The following is a 15698-nucleotide window of genomic DNA, read 5'->3' as shown; positions in this document are numbered from 1 at the left end:
TGCCGCCAAGCCCGCCCGACTGGCCCTGCCAGTGGACCCGCTGCGTGACAAAGCTGGGAAAGGCCGATGCTCGCACCATTCCTCATCATGCTGCGCGAGGGGCTCGAGGCCGCGCTGATCGTCGGCATCATCGCCAGCTATCTGCGCCAGACCGGCCGCCGGCAATGGCTGCCGGCGATCTGGGTCGGCGTGTTCCTGGCCGTGGCGTTGTCGCTGTTCGCCGGCGCCGCGATCCAGCTGCTGGCCAGCGGTTTCCCGCAAAAGATGCAGGAGCTGTTCGAGGCGGTGATCGGCCTCGTCGCCGTCTGCGTGCTGGTCGCCATGGTGTTCTGGATGCGCCGCGCCGCCCGCAGCATCCGCGACGAGTTGCATGCCGGCATCGACGAGGCGCTGGCGCATCAGGGCAGCGCCGGCACCTGGGCGCTGATCGGCATGGTGTTCCTGGCCGTCGCGCGCGAGGGGCTGGAATCGGTCTTTTTCCTGCTGGCGATCTTCCAGCAAAGCCGGGACAGCGCGGCACCGATCGGCGCGGCGCTTGGCGTGCTGGTCGCCGTGGGCGCCGGCTGGGGGCTGTATGCCGGCGCGCTGCGGCTGGACCTGCGCCGTTTCTTCCGCTGGACCGGCATCTTCATCCTGCTGGTCGCGGCGGGTCTGCTGTCCGGCTCGGTCAAGGCGCTGCACGAGGCGGGGCTGTGGAACGGCCTGCAGGACCGGGTCTATGACCTGGGCCGCGTGCTGCCCGAATCCAGCCCGCTGGGCACGGTGCTGTCGGGCCTTCTGGGCTATCGCGAGGCGCCCACGGTCGGCGAGGCGCTGGTCTGGGCGATCTTCCTGGCGGTGACGCTGTATCTTTTCCTCAGGCCGCTGAACGGCGCCATGCCGGCCCGGCCGCAGACTGCGGGACGTAAATGAGTTCTCCGTCGAAAGGCCTTTCCCTGGCCATCCTGGGCGCGGCGGTGCTGGCCGTGGCCGGGGGCGCCGCCTTCTGGTATGCGACGCAAAGGAATGCCGGCAGCCAGACCGCCGCCGATCAACTGGTCACCGTCGGCGCCACCACCTGTCAGCCGAACGCCATCACCGTCGCCGGCGGCCGGCGCAGCTTCGAGATCGTGAACGCCTCGGACCGCCCCATCGAATGGGAGATCCTGGACGGCGTCATGGTCGTGGCCGAGCGCGAGAACATCGCCCCGGGCTTCCGCGCCACGCTGGAGGTGCAGCTGCAACCCGGCGAATACGCCATCACCTGCGGGCTGCTGTCGAACCCGCGCGGCACGCTCAGCGTCACCGCCTCGGACGAGGCCAGCGCCGCCGCCTCCGAGGTGACGCTGCGTAAGTTCCTGGGGCCGCTGTCGGAATACCGGGTGTTCCTGGTCATGCAGGGCAATGCCGCCGTGAAGGCCGCCGAGACCCTGCGCGCGGCCATCGCGGCCGGCGATGTCAAGGCCGCGCAAGCCGCCTGGCGCGAGGCGCGCCTGCCCTATCGCCGCATCGAGCCCCTGGCCTATCGCTTCTCGGATCTCGAGGACAGGATCGACCCGCGCGCCGCCTATCTGGAAAAGCGCGAGGACGATCCGGGCTTCACCGGCTATCACCGCCTGGAATACGGGCTTTTCGCGCAGAACAGCACCGAGGGGCTGCTGCCCGCCGCCGATGCGCTGCTGGCCGACCTGAAGGAGCTGGCGCAGCGGCTGAAACAGGCGCCACTGGACCCGGGCCTGCTGATCGAGCTGCCGGGCGCCAGCGCCTTGCAGATGGCCCAGGCCCAGGTGCCGCAGGGCGAAAACCTCTATGCCGGCAACGACCTGCAGGATTTCGCGGCCGGGATCGAGGGCATCGGCAAGCTGGCCGGCCTGCTGCGCCAGGTCGTGGCCGGCGTCGATCCGGCGCTGGACACGGTCATCGGCCAGGACCTGGACGCGGTCGACGCCCGGCTGGCCACGCTGCGCGACAAGGGCTTTGCCAGCTATGGCGACGTGCCCAAGCCCGAGCGCGAGGCGCTTTCCGCCGATCTGACCCGGCTCTCGGAATCGCTGGACCGGCTGCAAGCCGCCATCGGGATGAACTGACATGGACGACCACCGCACCCTGCGCCGCCGCGCTTTGCTGAAGGCGCTGGCCCTTGGCGCGGCGGCGGGGGCGCTGCCCGCCCTGCCCGCCCGCGCGCAACAACCCGAACAGGCCCGCAACGTCGATGCCGCGCCGCAAGGCCATGCGGAATCGGCCAGGCAAAGCGTGCCCTTCCACGGTCCGCACCAGGCCGGCATCACCACGCCGCGCCCGGCGAACGGCATCGTCGCCGCCTTCGACCTGGTGCTGGGCTCGCTCGACGATTTCGAGCGCATGTTGCGGCTGCTGACCCAGCGCGCAGAATTCCTGACCGCCGGCGGCCCGGTGCCGCAGCGCGACCCCAAGCTGCCGCCGGCCGATTCCGGCCTGCTGGGCCCGGTGATCTCGCCCGACAACCTGACCATCACCGTGGCCTTGGGCGATTCCCTGTTCCAGAACCAGCCCTGGCTGGCCGGCCTGAAACCGGCGCGGCTGCAACGCATGGTGCAGTTCCGCAACGACGCATTGGACCCGAGCCTGTGCCACGGCGATATGTCGATCCAGTTCTGCGCCAACCTGCAGGACACCTGCCTTTATGCGCTGCGCGACATTCTGAAGAACCTGTCGGAATTCGTGGTGCTGCGCTGGATGGTCGAGGGCTCGGTCCCGCCCGAATTGCCGGGGCCGGACGGCACCACCCCCAGCGCGCGCAATTTCCTGGGCTTCCGCGACGGCTCGGCCAATCCCGACGCCACCGACAAGGCGGCGATGGACCGCATCGTCTGGACCGGCGGCAAGGACGAGCCGCAATGGGCGCATGGCGGCAGTTACCAGGCCGTGCGCATCATCCGCAACCTGGTCGAACGCTGGGACCGCACCCCCCTGCGCGAGCAGGAGCGGATCTTCGGCCGGATGAAGCACAACGGCGCGCCTCTGGACGCGCCCGAGTCGGGCGAGCGCCATGTGCCGGATTATGCCGCCGATCCCGACGGCACCACCACGCCGCACAGCGCCCATATCCGGCTGGCCAATCCGCGCACGCCGGACAGCCAGAAGCACCTGATGCTGCGCCGGCCCTTCAACTATTCGCGCGGCGCGTTGAAGAACGGCCAGTTGGACCAGGGCCTGCTGTTCATCGCCTGGCAGGCCGACCTGCAGGCCGGCTTCATCGCCGTGCAGGAAAAGCTGAACGGCGAGCCGCTGGAAGAATACATCAAGCCGATCGGGGGCGGCTATTTCTTCGCCCTGCCCGGCGTGCAGCCGGGCGACTATCTCGGCTCGGCCCTTGTCACCGCAGCCAGGCGGAGCTGATCCGCCCAGCCGTCACCTTGCATCAACGGGAGTTCTGAACATGCTTGCAAGACAACTGAGGAGCACGGCGCTGGCGCTGGCCCTGATCGGCTGGGGCGGCGCGGCCCTTGCCGCCGACCCTTCGCTCGACCTGGTCGCGCCGCTGGCCGACTACAAGATCTATGTCGCGGAAAACACCGCGAAACTGGTCGAGGACACCAAGGCCTTCACCGAGGCCGTCAAGGCCGGCGATGTGGAAAAGGCCAAGTCGCTGTTTGCGCCCACCCGCATGAGCTATGAGCGGATCGAGCCGATCGCCGAGCTGTTCTCGGATCTCGACGTGTCGATCGACGCCCGCGCCGACGATTTCGAGAAGGCCGAGGCCGACGACGCCTTCAGCGGCTTCCACCGCATCGAGCACGGGCTGTGGGAAAAGGGCTCGACCGAGGGCCTCGAGGGCTATGCCGACAAGCTTCTGGCCGACGTGACCGACCTTAACGCCCGCATCAACGGCCTGACCTTCCCGCCCGAGGTGGTGGTGGGCGGCGCGGCCGTGCTGATGGAGGAAGTCGCCGCGACCAAGATCTCGGGCGAGGAAGACCGCTATTCGCACACCGACCTGTGGGATTTCGACGCGAACTTCGAGGGCTCGCAAAAGATCTATGAGCTTCTGCGCCCGCTGATCGCCGAGAAGGAGGCCGATTTCGTCGCCAAGGTCGACGGCAATTTCAAGGCGGTGGACGAGGTTCTGGTGAAATACCAGAAAGACGGCGGCTATGTCTCCTATGAGGAGCTGACCGACGCCGACCGCAACCTGCTCTCGACCAAGGTGAACACGCTGGCCGAGGACCTGTCGACGCTGCGCGGCAAGCTGGGCCTGGGCTGATCGCCCGGCGGGAGGCGCGCCCGCCGCGCCTCCATCGCCTGTGGGGGCGCCTGGAAAAGCGTTTCTTTTCAGTTGGAAGCGGGGATGTTCGGATTTTTTCCGGCGCGGGGTGTTTTTCCGCTTGCACCCCTTCGGCGGCCCTTCTATACGACCCCTCACACGGGCGACGGAGACGCCGCCCGAGACCTCCGGTGGGGCCATAGCTCAGTTGGTAGAGCGCTTGAATGGCATTCAAGAGGTCAGGGGTTCGACTCCCCTTGGCTCCACCAAATTCTCCCAAAGCGTTGAAATATAAATAGTTTCCAGCAGTGCTTGGGTGAATTCCGGCATGTGTCGCGGAAAGGTGTTACAGTGGAAAGGCCGATAGCCGTGCCCCGACACACCCGCTTGGCCCGCCGTGGGGCGGTCTGTTACCACCGCGCCACCCCCCATGGACATCAGGGACAGCTACCCCAAGACTGCCGAGGTGTTCTCGCTCAAGACCAAGGATCATGCCGAGGCCCTGGTCCGTCTGGCGGCTGTCGAGGTGGATCAACGCTTTGAAGCCCACCGCCGCATGATCGCCTTGGAACGGGCCAGCCTCGTTGACGAACTGAGCGCTCTTCAACGCCGATTGGCACTGTGAGGCGGCGCGATGCCGGGCCATGCCGATCCGATGGCGCTCGAGGCCGATGCCATGCTAGCTTGACCATCGTCCGCCAACCGACAACCCGGCCGCCGTTCGCCCGCAGGAAAAGCCGCCCATGTCCATCTTCGTCGGAGTCGCCGGCTGGTCGATCCCCTCCGCTTTTGCCGGACGGTTTCCCTCGGCGGGAACGCATCTTGAACGCTATGGCGCATGCTTCTCGGCCGTCGAGATCAACAGCAGCTTCTATCGGCCGCACCGGCGCACGACATACGAACGCTGGGCGGCGAGCGTGCCCTCCGGGTTCCGTTTCTCGGTCAAGCTGCCGAAGGCGATCACGCATGAGCACCGCCTGAAGGACTGCGAGGCGCTGATCGACCGCTTCGCCGAGGAATCGAGCGGCCTGGGGGACAAGCGCGGCCCGATCCTGGTGCAGCTTCCCCCAAGCCTCGCCTATCCCGGCGAAACCGCGGAACGCTTCCTTGATGCCTTGCAGGCCGCGATCAAGGGCGCCGTCGTGCTGGAGCCGAGGCATGCCAGCTGGTTCCGGCCGGAGGTCGACCACATGCTGGAGCAGCGGCGGGTGTCGCGGGTCGCGGCGGACCCCGCCAAGCCGGCCCTGGCCGCGCAACCCGGCGGCTGGCGCGGTCTGGCCTATTTCCGCCTGCATGGCTCGCCGCGGATCTACGAGTCGCTCTATGGACGGGATGCCGTCCAGGACCATGCGAAACGTGTCGCTGCGCTGGCCACGCATGGGCGCGATACCTGGACGATCTACGACAATACCACCCATGGCGCCGCCACGCAGAACGCTTTCGAGCTGATGGACGCTGTTCGGTGAGTCCTGGCGTTGCCGGGGCGCTCATCCCACCAGGCCAGCTGCCCGAGGCGACTTCAGCAGCGGCAAGACACTTTCGCCGAAGGTGTCGATGAATTCCTGCTGATTGCGGCCCACATTGTGCAGCAGCAGGCGATCCACCCCCAGCGCCGCGATCTGGTGCAGCCATTCGGCATGCCGCGAAGGATCGGATGACATCAGCACGCTGGAGGACAGATCCTCGGCGCGTAGGTGGCGGGCCGCATCGTCGAACATGGCGGGCGAGGACAGTTCGGCCGCCACCGATGGCGGCAGCGCATTCGTGCGCCATTGCTCCAAAGCGTTCCGTTCGGCCTTGGCGTCGCTTGCGGCATGGGAAAGATGCACCTGGACATGCACGGGCCGGCCGGCGCCGGCACCGTCGCGAAAGGCGTCGATGACCGCGCGCAATTTGTCATGCGGCATGGCGATGGTGGCCAGCCCATCCGCCCAGTCGCCGGCGCGCCGGGCCGTCTCGGGCGTCAGCGCGGCGGCAAACAAGGCGGGTGGACGCGCGGGCAAGGTGTAAAGCCGGGCCTCCTCGAGCCGATGGAAACCGTCGGAGGTGACGCTTTCGCCGCGAAACAGCGCCCTGATGATCGCAACGGCTTCCGTCAGCCGCGCGCTGCGTTCCTGCTTTCCCGGCCAGCCCGCGCCGAAGGGACGTTCGTTCAGCGCCTCGCCGCTGCCCAGGATGACAGTCAGCCTGTCGGGAAACATCTCGGCCAGGGTGGCGGCGGCCTGGGCGATCAGCAACGGGTGATAGCGCAGGCCGATGGGCGTGGTGACCACGCCGAAAGGCAGGCGGGTCGCCTGCATGGCCGCGCCGAGCCAGGACCAGGCGAAACCCGATTGCCCCTGGCGGGCGCCCCAGGGCGCCAGATGGTCCGAGGACATCGCGGCATCGAAACCCGCCGACTGCGCCCGCTGCACCAGATCCAGCAGTTCGGACGGGGCAAACTGCTCATGCGAGGCGTGGTATCCGATGCTCGTCATCCCGCCTGACCTTCGCCATAGGCAATGGTGGTCATCAGCGCGTTTTCGGCCTGCCGGCTGTCAAGGCGCGTATGCTGCACGACGATCGGCCGATCCGCGCGGATGACGCAGGCATAGGGCGTGTCGCGGGGAATTTCCTGTGGCGTATCAAGATCGTTGAAGCGCAGATGCAGCGTGCGGCGGGCCGGCACCTCGACAAGATAGGGGCCGACCGGCTCGCGGTCGGTGAAGTAGATCATCAGCTCGACCTGCGCCGGCTCATCGCCGCAATTCAGCAGGCAGGCCGCCTCGTGGCTGGTCAACTCGGGCGCCGGGCCATGGCTGGCCGAGGGAATATAGCCCTCGGCAATGGCCCAGATCCGCTTTCCGATCGCCTGCATACGGTCCTCCCGGGTTGCTGCACAAGGAACCGCGCTTGCCGCGCTATTGTTCCGTGACAGTTGCAGCGGGCAGAGGGGCGGACCATGCAGGAGCAATGGTGGAAGCACGCCATCATCTATGGCGTCGACGTGGAACGCTTTTGCGATTCCGACAAGGACGGGATCGGCGATTTTCCCGGCCTTTGCGCCAAGCTGCCCTATCTGGCCAGCCTGGGTTTCGACTGCATATGGCTGTTGCCCTTTTATCCCTCGACCGATCGCGACAACGGCTATGACATCACCGACTATTACCGGGTCGCCCGGAAATACGGCCAGCTGTCCCAGTTCCAGGAATTCATCCGTCGGGCCGGCGAACAGGGCATCAGGGTCGTCCTGGATCTTGTCGCCCATCACACGTCGGACGAGCATCCCTGGTTCCAGGCCGCGCGCCAGGCCAAGGATTCACCCTATCGCGACTATTACGTCTGGAGCGACCAGCCGCCGAAACCCGCGCCGGGCAAGGGGCAGATCTTTCCGGGCCGGCAGGACTCTGTCTGGACCTTCGACGAGACCGCCCGGGCCTATTACTACCACCGCTTCTACGATTTCCAGCCGGCGCTCAACCATCGCAATCCGGCCGTCCTGGACGCATTGAAGCGCGTCGCGGATTTCTGGCTCAGCTTCGGGATCGCCGGCTTCCGCATCGATGCCGCCTCGCATCTGATCGAGGATCCGCTTGATCCCTCGGGCAAGGGCGATCCGGCGCATCAGGTGCTGCGCGATCTTTACAGCCATATCACGCGGCGCAAGCCCGATGCGATGGTGCTGGGCGAAGTCGACGAAGAAGAGGCCAAGCTGGCCAGCTTCTTCGATGGCGAGCAGTTGAACATGATGTTCAACTTCTTCCTCAACAATTATCTGATGCTCGCCCTGGCGACCGAGACGGCCGCTCCCATCGCCGAGGCGCTGGCCCGCCTGCCCCCCAAGCCCGCAAACGGCCAATGGGCGAATTTCCTGCGCAACCTGGACGAGGCGGATCTTGAAAGGCTCGACCCGGACCAGAAGCTGCAGGTGCTTGACCGCTTCGCGCCGCGTGACGACATGCGCATCTTCGGGCGCGGCATCCGGCGGCGCTTGGCGCCCATGCTGGGGAATGCCGCGAAGCTGAAGATGGCCTACAGCCTGCTGTTCGCCCTGCCCGGCGTGCCGGTGGTCTGCTATGGCGACGAGATCGGCATGGGCGAGGATCTGGCGGCCGAGGGCCGCAATGCCGTCCGCGCACCGATGCAATGGACCGGCGGCCGCAATGGCGGCTTTTCGGCCGCGCGCAAGACGCGGCTGGTGCAGGCCATGGTCGAGGATGGGCCCTTCCGCCTGGAAAAGGTCAATGTCGCGGCGCAGGACGGCCAGGAAGGCTCGATCCTCGAGCATCTGCGCAAGCTGACGGCGATCCGGCACGGCTGCCTGCATATCGGTCAGCGCGAATGCCGGATCATCGACACGGGCCAGGATGCGGTTCTGGCCCTGGGCTGGCGCACGCCCGAGGAAGATATCCTGACATTGCACAACCTGTCGTCGAATAAGGTCGAGGCGCGGTTTGCGCTGCGCGGCCTGGGAACCGATAAGGCGCCGCAGCCCCTGCTTGGCGCGGCCTGCGACGCGCCCGAAGAGGATCACGTCTCGGTCAGCTTGGCGCCCTATGATTTCCGCTGGCTGCGCTGGAGGCCAGTGATGGCGCCCCCGTAAGGGGGAGCTGCCGTCGCACCAGCGCCTGGAAGCGGAGCGGCAGCAAGGGGGCTGACCTGGACAAACACGCTCAGGCGAGGCGACGCTGCCCCCATTGCGGAAAGGGGTCGGGCAGGCTTGCCCAGTCCTGCGGCGTGAATCCGTCGGCCATGACCAGGGCATCGTCCAGGGCACGGCCTATCGCCTCGGGGTCTAGGCCCGCGCCGATGAAGACCAGTTCCTGCCGCCGGTCGCCCCAGGGCTCCACCCAGGTCTTGGCCATCTCGGCAAGGCTGTCGGGATGGGTCGGCCAGCGTTCGCGCGGCACCGAGGCCCACCAGCCGCCCAGCGGCGCGACCGAGGAGACGATGCCGGCCAAGCTGAACTCCACCGCGCAGTCCGGGCGGGTCGCGATCCAGAAATGCCCCTTGGCCCGGATCACGCCGGCCAGGTCGCCCTTGAAGAAGGCGTGGATCTTGCGCGGATGGAACGGCCGCCGCGCCCGATAGACGAAGGAGGAGATGCCGTATTCCTCGGTCTCGGGCACATGGTCCGCGAAGCCGTAAAGCTCTTTCGCCCACATCGGATGCAGATGCGCGCGGTCGAAATCGAACAGGCCGGTGTCAAGGATCGCATCGGCGGCCACACGGCCGAAATCCGTCTCGATCAGCTTTGCGTCCGGGTTCAGCGCGCGCACGATCTTGCGCGCCCGGTCCAGCCGCTCGGGGCCGGCATCGGTGGCCTTGTTCAGAACCACCACATCGGCGAACTCGATCTGCTCGGTCAGCAGGTTGACCAGGGTCCGTTCATCCGCCTCGCCCAGGCTTTCGCCGCGCTCGGCGATGAAATCGCCGCTGGTGAAATCCTGGGTGAGGTTGATCGCATCGACGACCGTGACCATCGTGTCCAGCCGCGCAACATCCGACAGGCTGTCGCCGTTTTCATCCCGGAAATCGAAGGTCGCGGCCACCGGCAGGGGCTCGGCGATGCCGGTGGCCTCGATCAGCAGATAGTCGAAGCGCCCCTCCCCGGCCAGCTTGCGCACGCCGTGCAGCAGGTCGTCGCGCAAGGTGCAGCAGATGCAGCCATTGGTCATCTCGACCAGCTTTTCCTCGGCCCGGTTCAGTCCCGCCCCGTCGCGGATCAGGTCGGCGTCGATGTTCACCTCGGACATATCGTTGACGATGACCGCGACGCGGCGTCCCTCGCGGTTGTTCAGGACGTGGTTCAGCAGCGTGGTCTTGCCGGCGCCGAGGAAGCCGGACAGGACAGTCACGGGCAGGCGTTTGTCGCGGGATTGCTGGCTGGTCGGCATGGCGTCCTCATGAATGTAATATTATTACATTACCCAAATAGCCAGGATCACCGAGACCTGCAATGCCGTTTGTCTGATCAGGCCCTGATCCGCTCGGCAGATGACGAACAGAACGCGGTCCGTCATCCTGAAGCGGGTAAGCCCTTAGCATGTCTCCTCCCTGGATTATGCTGGATGCGGGCGCATTTGCGGGCGTAGGCCGCGGCCTCGATCACGTCGGGATGCGTGTAAAGCGCCTCGTCGATCTCGCGCGGGGCGATGTTCTCGCCGCCCTTGATGATCAGCTCCGTCAGGCGGCCGGTGACGAAGACGTAACCCTCCGCGTCCATCCGGCGCAGGTCGCCGGTGCGCAGCCAGCCGTCGGCGGTCAGCGCGGCGGCACTCGCGGCCGGGTCGCCCAGATAGCCGCGCATGACATTGGGCCCGCGCACGGCGATCTCGTCCTCGGCTCCGGGCGGCAGCGGGCGCCGGTCGGGCGACAGGATCGCCACCTGGTTGCCCACCGCCCGGCCCGGCGAGCCAGCTTTCCCGGCATGAAGCGGACAGGTGATCGCGCATGATCGGCGCACTGTGCGCCTTGTCGTCAGATCCATCTTGCCAGACGGCCGATTCCTCCATAGCACCCGGCGGAACAGAAAGGCGGAACATGTCTGACAAGGATCTCGAGCCCCGACACCTCGAAACGCTGGACCGCGATCTCGGCCGCTTCGCCAATCTCGAAGCGGCTGCCGCCTATGTCTCGCGGCCGCTGGTGGCGCCCGGCATCGCGCTCGTCTTCATCATCCTGGCCGGGCTGGCTGCGGGGATGCTGCTGGGGCAGAGCGGCGAGATGCTGGTCGTCGTCACCGCGGCCGTGTTCGGCGCCTATATGGCGCTGAACATCGGCGCCAATGACGTGGCCAACAACATGGGCCCCGCGGTCGGGGCGAACGCGCTCAGCATGGGCGGGGCCATCGTCATCGCCGTGATCTTCGAAAGCGCGGGCGCGTTGATCGCCGGCGCCGACGTGGTCTCGACCGTCGCCAAGGGCATCGTCGCGCCCGAGGCGCTGGATACGCCGGCCACCTTCGTCTGGGCGATGATGGCGGCGCTGCTGGCCTCGGCCCTGTGGGTGAACCTCGCGACATGGATCGGCGCGCCGGTCTCGACCACGCATGCCGTGGTCGGCGGGGTCGTGGGCGCGGGCATCGCCGGGGCCGGACTCGGCGCGGTCAACTGGGAACAGATGCTGGCGATCGCGGCAAGCTGGGTCATCTCGCCGGTGATGGGCGGCTTCGTGGCGGCCGCGTTCCTGTGGCTGATCAAGAGCCGCATCGTCTATCGCGAGGACAAGATCGCGGCGGCGCGGGTCTGGGTGCCGATCCTGGTCGGCATCATGGCGGGGGCCTTCACGGCCTATCTGGCGATGAAGGGGCTGAAGCAGCTGGTCGAGATCTCGATGCGCTCGGCGCTGCTGCTGGGCCTGCTGGCGGGGTTCTGCTCCTGGCTGCTGATGATCCCGGTCACCCGCCGCCAGTCCGAGGGGCTGGAGAATCGCAACAAGTCGCTGAAGGTGCTGTTCGGCATTCCCCTGGTCGCCTCGGCGGCGCTGCTCAGCTTTGCCCATGGGGCGAATGACGTCGCCAATGCCGTCGGCCCGCTGGCGGCCATCGTGCAGACCGTGACGACCGGAAACTTCAACGGCGACGTGGCCATCCCGCTGTGGGTCATGCTGATCGGCGCCTTCGGGATCTCTTTCGGGCTGAGCCTGTTCGGTCCCAAGCTGATCCGCATGGTCGGAAACGAGATCACCAAGCTCAACCCGATGCGGGCCTATTGCGTCGCGCTGTCGGCGGCGGTGACGGTCATCATCGCCAGTGCGCTGGGGCTGCCGGTCAGCTCGACCCATATCGCGATCGGCGCGATCTTCGGCGTGGGCTTCTTCCGCGAATGGGACGCCGAGCGGCGCCTGAAGCAGGCCCGGATGGCCGTGCCAAGGCCGGAGTCGATCCCGGCGGACGAGCGCCGCCGCCGCAAGCTGGTGCGCAGGCTGCATGTGCTGACCATCGGGGCGGCATGGGTCGTCACCGTTCCCGCCGCGGCGCTCTTGTCGGCGCTTCTGTTCCTGCTCCTGCGGCAGATCCCGGTCTGACCGGCCGGACGGCCGGTGTCGGGGCTGCGGCGTCAAGGCTCTCGGCCGATCCGCGCGACAGAGGCTTTCGCCGGCCACGGACGTCACCGACGACAAGGGCAACGGCTTCCCTGCCCGGAGGCCGGACTTGACCCCCGCCCGGCCGAGGCGCGACCAGTTCGACCGGGGCAATGCGGGGACGCGGATTGGACAGGGCGTAGCATAAGATCAACGGGGAAGGGGGCCGGGCCGCTCGTTCAGTCCCTGACTTCTGCAACGATGCCGGCTCGCCTCATCATCGAAGAATCGGCGTCTATGGACCGGCGGCACGATGAAGCGCGGCCCCCTATGGCGCTTTTGGTCCATGTAGGCATTGACGGCAGCCGCACGCGGACCTTTCAAGTGTCGTCGCGCAAGGCGTGCTGCCGATCTCACGCAGGCAATCGACACAGCCGCCGAGGATACCCCGCCCGAAGGGCAAGGACATAGTTTCCGGCCGGGATTGCAAACCCCGGACCTTGATGCGCGGGGCCTGCTGGCGCCGCCGCTCTAGGCCTTCCCGTTCGCGGTTGGAGGACTGCCCGTGCTTTGAGATTGGTCGGGGCGTCGTGGTTGGCACTGCCTCACCCGATAGCGCCGCGTCGTTCCACCCATGATCGGGCACGCCGATTCCTGCCCGCCAGCCGCCCCGCTGGCGGGCTTTTTGTTTGTTCCGCTACGAAACACCTGAGAAGGTAACAAACCGCCGCAAACTTTTTGCGCTAGGGGAACGCGCGCTTGAGCAAGCGGGCTGGCGCATCGAGCGCATCCAAGGCATCCAGGGCATCGGCAAGTCCAGCGTTCGTAGGATCGTGAAAGGGGCCGAACAGCACACGGTTTCCATTCGCACGACGCAAGACACATGGATTGCCTTCCCACGGAACGACGACGATAGCGGATGGGTCACACTGGACGATGTGGATTACGTCGTAACCGTCACCGTTGATGATAAGGACTGCCCGAAGCGCGGCTTGGTCTACATGGTGAACGGCGATAAAATGCGAGAACGTTTCGACCGCGCTTATCGTGCAAGGCTGGACGCGGGGCATAGCATTCCCCTTGGGCGCGGCGTTTGGGTTTCGATGTTCGTTGCCGAAGCCCCCGACGCGCCGTCTTCGATTGGTGGCGGCATTGCGCTTGGCAAGCAGCCCCTTCTTGGCGTGAAGTTAGGTGACGTGGACGACGAAGCGACCGCCGAACCCCTGGTTCAAGCTTCTACGCCGCACCATGAAGCGCCATTGACCATCGCAGAGGCGAAGCGACGTTTGGCGCAAACGCTTGGTGTTGACCCCGAGAAGGTCAAGATTGTGATTGAAGCATGGAGCCGTAGCAATGGGCCGATAACGGCCCGTCGGTCTTTCGTTCGACACGGGTAATTTGCGGGCAGATTGCGGCTGCGCCTAATTTACCAAAAAAATCAAAGATTTATGGTAGCGGAGGAGGGATTTGAACCCCCGACACAAGGATTATGATTCCTCTGCTCTAACCAGCTGAGCTACTCCGCCACGGAGTGCGAGGGATTTACGGCGTGCCGCCGGGGCCGTCAAGGGCCTCTCCCCGCATTTCGGCAAAGTTTTTCGCCCCCGCCCCGCGCCCCTCCTTCACCGTTTCCCAAATACCCGGAAACCCCGGGCAAGCGATCCGGCCCGGGCTTCTTTGCTCTGAAAATACCCAAGGAAACCGGTCGCGGCCGCGCCACGCCGGCAGCCGGCCCCACCAGGGCCAGGCCGATGAAAACTCAGACGGAAATGCCCTTGCGCCCGGCCAGGTCGGTGAAGAACTGCCAGGCCACCCGGCCCGAGCGCGAGCCGCGCGTCGCCTGCCATTCGATGGCCTCGGCGCGCAGCTCCTCCTCGCCGATCGACAGGCCATAGGCGTCGCAATAGCCGCGCACCATGGCCAGGTATTCGTCCTGCGAACAGGGGTGGAAGCCCAGCCACAGCCCGAAGCGATCCGACAGCGAGACCTTCTCCTCGACCGCCTCGCCGGGATGGATCGCGGTCGAGCGCTCGTTGTCGATCATGTCGCGCGGCATCAGGTGGCGCCGGTTCGAGGTGGCGTAGAGGATCACGTTCTCGGGCCGGCCCGAGATGCCGCCGTCCAGCACCGCCTTCAGCGATTTATACTGCGTGTCGTCATGGCTGAACGACAGGTCGTCCGAGAAGAGCACGAAGCGCCGATCGCGCGCCCGGCCCAGGATCGCCAGCAGCCGGCCGACCGAGCCCAGGTCCTCGCGCGCGATCTCGACCAGCACCAGCGGCAGGCCCTGGCGCACCGCCTCGGCATGCACGGCCTTGACCAGCGAGGACTTGCCCATGCCGCGCGAGCCCCAGAGCAGCGCGTTGTTCGCCGCGTGTCCGCGGGCGAATTGCAGCGTATTGGCCAGGAGCGTGTCGCGGGCGCGGTCGATGCCGATCAGCTGCACCAACTCGACCCGGCTGACCTCGGGTACCGGCAGCAGCCGGTCGGGGTCGGGCTGCCAGACATAGGCCGTGGCTTCGGTGAAGCTCGGCGCCGGCGCGGGCGGCGGCGCCATGCGCTCCAAGGCCTCGGCGATGCGGGTCATCAGGGTCTCAGACATCGGCCTGCTCTTCCAGTTCGCGTTTGCGTTCGATGCGGCGGACCAGGAAGATCGACACCTCGTAAAGCCCATAGATCACCGAGAACAGCACGATCTGGCTGATGACGTCGGGCGGCGTCACCATGGCGGCCAGCACCAGGATGACGATGATGGCATAGCGCCGCACGCTGCCCAGCCCCTCGGAACTGACCAGCCCGGCCTTGCCCATCAGCGTCAGCGCCACCGGCAACTGGAACGACAGGCCGAAGGCCAGGATGAACTTGGTGGTCAGGGTCAGGTATTCCTCGACCGAGCCCTGGAAGACGATGCCGGCCCAGGGCTCCTTGGCGGCGGCGGTCGCGCCGGCCGCCGCGGTGGCCGTGGCCGCGCCCGCCGGGTCGTCCGGCAGCGCCAGCGGCCCCTGCTGGAAGCCCAGGAAGAAGTCGAAGGCCCAGGGCAGGATGATGTAATAGGCGAAGGCCGCCCCGATCAGGAACATCACCGGCGAAGCGACCAGGAAGGGCAGCAGCGCGTTCTTTTCGCTGCGATAAAGCCCCGGCGCCACAAAGCGCCACAGCTGGTAGCCCACGACCGGGAAGGCCAGCACGAAACCGCCGAAGAAGGCGATGCGCATGGCGACGAAGAAGCCCTCCTGCATCTTCAGCAGGATCAGCCCGCAGGTCTGGCCGCGCTTTTCCAGCGCCGTGCAGACCGGCTGGGTCAGGAAGTCGAAGATCGGGTTCCAGACGAAATAGCAGACGATCATCGCCACGACGAAGGCCAGCACCGACCAGATCAGCCGGGTGCGCAATTCCTTGAGATGCTCGATCAGCGGAGCCGAGCTGTCGTCGATATCGTCCGGCTTGGCGGATTTCGTTGCCACGGCGCGGG

The 15698-nt window shown here is 66.6% G+C and carries 14 protein-coding genes, 2 tRNA genes and 1 pseudogene; 10 read left to right on the top strand and 7 right to left on the bottom strand.

Annotated features, from left to right (window positions below; translation table 11 throughout):
• Positions 1–66: 66 nt before the first annotated feature.
• The 7 genes from efeU (at position 67) to PARN5_RS0110365 (ending at position 5688) form a co-directional block, all read left to right on the top strand.
• Entirely contained in the window at positions 67–912 is an 846-nt protein-coding gene (gene efeU, locus PARN5_RS0110395; protein WP_026155326.1) for an iron uptake transporter permease EfeU, read from the top strand.
• The gene (gene efeO / locus PARN5_RS0110390; RefSeq protein ID WP_017999708.1) at positions 909–2066 is read left to right on the top strand and encodes an iron uptake system protein EfeO; all 1158 of its coding nucleotides are present in this window, start codon (positions 909–911) and stop codon (positions 2064–2066) included. The genes efeU and efeO (PARN5_RS0110390) overlap by 4 nt, the downstream gene beginning before the upstream one ends.
• A 1-nt stretch (position 2067) precedes the next feature.
• The gene (gene efeB / locus PARN5_RS0110385) at positions 2068–3357 is read left to right on the top strand and encodes an iron uptake transporter deferrochelatase/peroxidase subunit (RefSeq protein WP_017999707.1); all 1290 of its coding nucleotides are present in this window, start codon (positions 2068–2070) and stop codon (positions 3355–3357) included.
• 40 nt (positions 3358–3397) lie between these two features.
• On the top strand, positions 3398–4222 hold the full coding sequence (efeO, locus tag PARN5_RS0110380) for an iron uptake system protein EfeO (RefSeq protein WP_017999706.1): 825 nt from the start codon (positions 3398–3400) through the stop codon (positions 4220–4222).
• A 193-nt stretch (positions 4223–4415) separates the two neighbouring features.
• Positions 4416–4491: transfer RNA gene (locus tag PARN5_RS0110375), tRNA-Ala, on the top strand.
• 161 nt (positions 4492–4652) lie between these two features.
• A complete protein-coding gene (locus tag PARN5_RS0110370) occupies positions 4653–4847 on the top strand; it encodes a DUF6538 domain-containing protein (protein ID WP_017999705.1) in 195 nt (64 codons plus the stop codon).
• A gap of 118 nt (positions 4848–4965) precedes the next feature.
• Positions 4966–5688 (top strand): DUF72 domain-containing protein, encoded by a 723-nt coding sequence (locus tag PARN5_RS0110365; RefSeq protein WP_017999704.1) that lies wholly within the window; start codon positions 4966–4968, stop codon positions 5686–5688.
• Positions 5689–5709: 21 nt separating this feature from the next.
• Here PARN5_RS0110365 and PARN5_RS0110360 read toward each other — a convergent pair whose 3' ends face one another.
• Complete coding sequence (locus tag PARN5_RS0110360) at positions 5710–6699, bottom strand: TIGR03885 family FMN-dependent LLM class oxidoreductase (protein WP_017999703.1); 990 nt, start codon at positions 6697–6699, stop codon at positions 5710–5712.
• Positions 6696–7079, bottom strand: a complete 384-nt coding sequence (locus PARN5_RS0110355) for a sensory rhodopsin transducer (protein WP_017999702.1) — start codon at positions 7077–7079, stop codon at positions 6696–6698. The genes PARN5_RS0110360 and PARN5_RS0110355 overlap by 4 nt, the downstream gene beginning before the upstream one ends.
• A gap of 84 nt (positions 7080–7163) precedes the next feature.
• On the opposite strand from PARN5_RS0110355, the gene PARN5_RS0110350 reads away from it, so the two are divergent.
• A complete protein-coding gene (locus PARN5_RS0110350; protein WP_017999701.1) occupies positions 7164–8804 on the top strand; it encodes an alpha-amylase family protein in 1641 nt (546 codons plus the stop codon).
• A 70-nt stretch (positions 8805–8874) separates the two neighbouring features.
• Here the strand turns inward: PARN5_RS0110350 and PARN5_RS0110345 are convergent, their stop codons facing one another.
• Positions 8875–10098 (bottom strand): GTP-binding protein, encoded by a 1224-nt coding sequence (locus PARN5_RS0110345; protein ID WP_017999700.1) that lies wholly within the window; start codon positions 10096–10098, stop codon positions 8875–8877.
• Between the two features lie 188 nt (positions 10099–10286).
• A pseudogene (locus PARN5_RS0110335) lies at positions 10287–10649 on the bottom strand (AMP-dependent synthetase); the annotation flags it as partial.
• A 95-nt stretch (positions 10650–10744) separates the two neighbouring features.
• On the opposite strand from PARN5_RS0110335, the gene PARN5_RS0110330 reads away from it, so the two are divergent.
• Complete coding sequence (locus tag PARN5_RS0110330) at positions 10745–12229, top strand: inorganic phosphate transporter (RefSeq protein WP_017999697.1); 1485 nt, start codon at positions 10745–10747, stop codon at positions 12227–12229.
• Between the two features lie 686 nt (positions 12230–12915).
• Positions 12916–13623, top strand: a complete 708-nt coding sequence (locus PARN5_RS23440) for a hypothetical protein (RefSeq protein WP_081614951.1) — start codon at positions 12916–12918, stop codon at positions 13621–13623.
• Positions 13624–13675: 52 nt separating this feature from the next.
• On the opposite strand, the gene PARN5_RS0110325 is transcribed toward PARN5_RS23440, so the two are convergent.
• The 3 genes from PARN5_RS0110325 to tatC all read right to left on the bottom strand — a co-directional run bounded on the left by PARN5_RS0110325 (position 13676) and on the right by tatC (position 15690).
• Positions 13676–13752, bottom strand: a tRNA-Met gene (locus tag PARN5_RS0110325).
• 233 nt (positions 13753–13985) lie between these two features.
• Positions 13986–14828 carry an ATP-binding protein gene (locus PARN5_RS0110320; protein WP_017999696.1) on the bottom strand — a complete coding sequence of 281 codons (843 nt, stop codon included), beginning with the start codon at positions 14826–14828 and terminating at the stop codon, positions 13986–13988.
• Positions 14821–15690, bottom strand: a complete 870-nt coding sequence (tatC, locus tag PARN5_RS0110315) for a twin-arginine translocase subunit TatC (RefSeq protein WP_017999695.1) — start codon at positions 15688–15690, stop codon at positions 14821–14823. Before tatC ends, PARN5_RS0110320 begins: the two co-directional genes overlap by 8 nt.
• Between the last annotated feature and the right edge of the window lie 8 nt (positions 15691–15698).

This window comes from Paracoccus sp. N5, from assembly GCF_000371965.1.
GTDB lineage: Bacteria > Pseudomonadota > Alphaproteobacteria > Rhodobacterales > Rhodobacteraceae > Paracoccus.
This window is presented reverse-complemented; position numbering and strand designations above follow the sequence as displayed.

What these genes read in the sequence shown, in the direction of transcription:
- efeU (WP_026155326.1), top strand. Translation starts at nt 67, where the DNA reads ATGCTCGCACCATTCCTCATCATGCTGCGCGAGGGGCTCGAGGCCGCG.
- efeO (WP_017999708.1), top strand. Translation starts at nt 909, where the DNA reads ATGAGTTCTCCGTCGAAAGGCCTTTCCCTGGCCATCCTGGGCGCGGCG.
- efeB (WP_017999707.1), top strand. Translation starts at nt 2,068, where the DNA reads ATGGACGACCACCGCACCCTGCGCCGCCGCGCTTTGCTGAAGGCGCTG.
- efeO (WP_017999706.1), top strand. Translation starts at nt 3,398, where the DNA reads ATGCTTGCAAGACAACTGAGGAGCACGGCGCTGGCGCTGGCCCTGATC.
- PARN5_RS0110370 (WP_017999705.1), top strand. Translation starts at nt 4,653, where the DNA reads ATGGACATCAGGGACAGCTACCCCAAGACTGCCGAGGTGTTCTCGCTC.
- PARN5_RS0110365 (WP_017999704.1), top strand. Translation starts at nt 4,966, where the DNA reads ATGTCCATCTTCGTCGGAGTCGCCGGCTGGTCGATCCCCTCCGCTTTT.
- PARN5_RS0110360 (WP_017999703.1), bottom strand. Translation starts at nt 6,699, where the DNA reads ATGACGAGCATCGGATACCACGCCTCGCATGAGCAGTTTGCCCCGTCC.
- PARN5_RS0110355 (WP_017999702.1), bottom strand. Translation starts at nt 7,079, where the DNA reads ATGCAGGCGATCGGAAAGCGGATCTGGGCCATTGCCGAGGGCTATATT.
- PARN5_RS0110350 (WP_017999701.1), top strand. Translation starts at nt 7,164, where the DNA reads ATGCAGGAGCAATGGTGGAAGCACGCCATCATCTATGGCGTCGACGTG.
- PARN5_RS0110345 (WP_017999700.1), bottom strand. Translation starts at nt 10,098, where the DNA reads ATGCCGACCAGCCAGCAATCCCGCGACAAACGCCTGCCCGTGACTGTC.
- PARN5_RS0110330 (WP_017999697.1), top strand. Translation starts at nt 10,745, where the DNA reads ATGTCTGACAAGGATCTCGAGCCCCGACACCTCGAAACGCTGGACCGC.
- PARN5_RS0110320 (WP_017999696.1), bottom strand. Translation starts at nt 14,828, where the DNA reads ATGTCTGAGACCCTGATGACCCGCATCGCCGAGGCCTTGGAGCGCATG.